At 45.8% G+C, this 2,891-nt stretch carries 2 protein-coding genes and 1 pseudogene; all 3 read left to right on the top strand.

What is annotated here, in order from left to right:
* The first annotated feature begins 210 nt into the window (after window positions 1–210).
* Complete coding sequence (locus tag IQR33_RS25035) at window positions 211–1,623, top strand: ethanolamine ammonia-lyase subunit EutB (protein WP_005388715.1); 1,413 nt, start codon at window positions 211–213, stop codon at window positions 1,621–1,623.
* Window positions 1,616–2,500 carry an ethanolamine ammonia-lyase subunit EutC gene (eutC, locus tag IQR33_RS25030; protein WP_104980409.1) on the top strand — a complete coding sequence of 295 codons (885 nt, stop codon included), beginning with the start codon at window positions 1,616–1,618 and terminating at the stop codon, window positions 2,498–2,500. The genes IQR33_RS25035 and eutC overlap by 8 nt, the downstream gene beginning before the upstream one ends.
* Window positions 2,501–2,511: 11 nt before the next feature.
* Window positions 2,512–2,891, top strand: a pseudogene (locus IQR33_RS25025) (ethanolamine permease); the annotation flags it as partial.

The raw sequence follows: 2,891 nt of genomic DNA, 5'->3' as shown, positions 1-2,891 counted from the left end.
GCAGTTTGGGGCATTTGGTTACTCATCCTTGTGATGCTCATTCCTTTTTTGTGAGTCATGTTGGAGCAGTATTTACATAACTCATTGTTTATTATTGGTTTATAAATGTTGCCAGTTTTTGATAACGCTACGGAACACATTTAGCAATACTTTCTTAAAGCTTATTGATAGTTCAGCAAAAAGCGAACCAAATAGTGAAGAGGAAGAGCAATGACGGCAACTTATCGTCGGCAACAAGGAAGTAAAGTCTATACCTTTAAGTCATTAGCTGACTTGATGGCGAAAGCGACACCGGAGCGCTCAGGCGATGCGTTAGCCGGGGTTTGTGCTCAGTCAGCGGCAGAACGTGTAGTCGCACAAATGGCGCTGTCTGAGTTACCACTTAAAACGTTTCTTAACGAGGCGGTTATTCCATACGAAAGCGACGATATCACTCGCCTAATTATCGATACGCATGACCTTGAAGCCTTTAAGCCGATTGAGCACTTGACGGTCGGAGATTTTCGAAATTGGCTGCTGAGTGAAGAAGCCGATGGTGAAACGTTGGCTAAAATTCGTCAAGGTTTAACACCAGAAATGGTGGCCGCAGTCAGTAAGATTATGCGCAACCAGGATTTGATTCTCGTTGCTAAAAAATGCCAAGTTGTCACGGCTTTTCGGAATACGATTGGTTTGCCGAGTCGCCTGTCTACTCGCTTACAGCCGAATCATCCCACTGATTCTCTCAACGGTATCGCAGCGACCATTTTTGATGGTCTGATGTACGGAAATGGCGATGCGGTTATCGGTATCAATCCGGCAACAGATAATGTACCTCAAGCTATTAAGTTAATGAACTTAATGGATGAGGTGATTCAACACTATCAAATACCGACTCAGTCTTGTGTGTTAACTCATGTCACGAACACGATCGAAGCCATTGAAATGGGTGCACCAGTCGATCTCGTTTTTCAGTCGATAGGCGGCACGCAAGGGACGAATGATACCTTCGGAATCGACTTGTCGATTTTGAAAGAGGCCCATGAAGCCGCGTTGTCTTTGAATCGAGGCAGTGTAGGAAACAATGTGATGTATTTTGAGACCGGACAAGGTACAGCGCTGTCTGCGAATGCATTTCATGGGGTCGATCAACAGACTTGTGAAGCCCGCGCTTATGCTGTCGCGAAACAGTTCGATCCTTTGTTGGTTAATACTGTCGTTGGGTTTATTGGCCCTGAGTATCTGTTTGATGGCAAACAGATCATTCGTGCTGGGCTTGAAGATCATTTCTGTGGGAAGTTGCTTGGTTTACCTATGGGTTGCGATATCTGTTACACCAATCATGCCTATGCCGATCAGAATGACATGGATAACTTGCTGACACTATTAGGTGTGGCCGAGTGCTCGTTCATCATGGGTATTCCAGGGTCTGATGACATCATGCTCAACTATCAAACTACCTCATTTCACGATGCCCTTTACGCAAGAAAAGTACTCGGTTTGAAGCCAGCACCAGAGTTTGAACAATGGTTAATGGAGATGCAGATTTTCGAGAGCGTGCAAGACGTTCGGTTAAGTGAGCAAATCTCTCGCTCGTTTTCGGGAGCAATTAACCAACTGAATAAGGGGTATTCTCATGGGTAAAGTAATCACCATTGCTCAGTCCCCACAAGATGAGTCTGAAGTTGTCACACATAACCCTTGGGGCAAGTTACGCGACTTCACCTCTGCTCGGATCGCTCTGGGTCGCAGCGGGAACAGTGTACCAACCAACGAGTTACTCTCATTTCAGCTGGATCACGCCCAAGCTATGGATGCAGTGCATTGCAGTTTGAATATTGAGTCTCTCGTTGCTGGTTTGTCGGACTCTTACTCGATTCTTGAAAATACCTTAGAACCTCCAGTGGTAGTGAGCAGTCAAGTGAGTGACCGGCTTATGTACCTGCAAAGGCCCGATTTAGGAAGGCTGCTTGATGAATCTTCTTGGCAAACGCTCAACTTGATAGCAAATGAGCATAACACTGACATTGATCTTGCGATTGTTATTGCTGATGGACTTTCTTCCGTCGCAATTCAAAACCATGCCGTGCCTGTTGTTACTCGATTGATTTCTCTTTTAAGCGCTGATGATGAACATCAATGGAAATTCGCACCTATCACAATCGTAAAGCAAGGAAGAGTAGCGGTAGGGGATGATGTTGGTGAATGTTTTAACGCCAAGGCCGTGCTGGTTTTAATTGGAGAGAGGCCCGGTCTAACTTCTCCGGATAGCATGGGTATGTATCTCACTTGGGGGGCTAAACGAGGCTCTAAAGATTCCCAAAGAAACTGCATTTCCAATGTGCGTCCCCAGGGGCTCAACTATGACGATGCCTGTGAACGCGCATTTTACTTGCTCAAGGAGGCTCGAAAATTACAACTGTCAGGAGTGAACCTGAAAGATCGCTCCGATATCAATGAGCCAAGTGGCGCAAGCGTTGAAGATAAACACAGCGACAACTTTTTAATTTCATCAAAGTAGAAGGATTTACTATGTCTAAACATCAGGAGTACTTGGCCAAAAGGCAGCTAAAAAGAGGCACCGCAGGTTGGATTTTACTTGCTGGCTTAGGTGTCTCGTATGTTATATCTGGTGACTTTGCCGGTTGGAACTTTGGCATCGCTCAAGCAGGATGGGGAGGCTTTCTTATTGCTGCTATCGCGATGGCAATAATGTATTTCACGCTAGTATTGTCTTTAGCTGAAATGTCTGCGGCGATTCCTGCTGCGGGTGGTGGTTACAGCTTCGCAAGACAGGCGATGGGGCCGACAGGCGGCTTTTTCACTGGCTTATCAGTTTTGATTGAATATGCGCTCGCGCCTGCTGCGATAGTGATTTTTATTGGCTCAGCAGTGAATGAATTGGTTGGTAT

This window comes from Vibrio sp. OPT46, assembly GCF_015163535.1.
Lineage (GTDB): Bacteria > Pseudomonadota > Gammaproteobacteria > Enterobacterales > Vibrionaceae > Vibrio > Vibrio alginolyticus.
Note: the sequence above shows the minus strand (reverse complement) of the source record. Positions and strands in the feature narration are given on the sequence as shown.

Coding starts and splice junctions, on each gene's coding strand:
- IQR33_RS25035 (WP_005388715.1), top strand. CDS start 211: ATGACGGCAACTTATCGTCGGCAACAAGGAAGTAAAGTCTATACCTTT.
- eutC (WP_104980409.1), top strand. CDS start 1,616: ATGGGTAAAGTAATCACCATTGCTCAGTCCCCACAAGATGAGTCTGAA.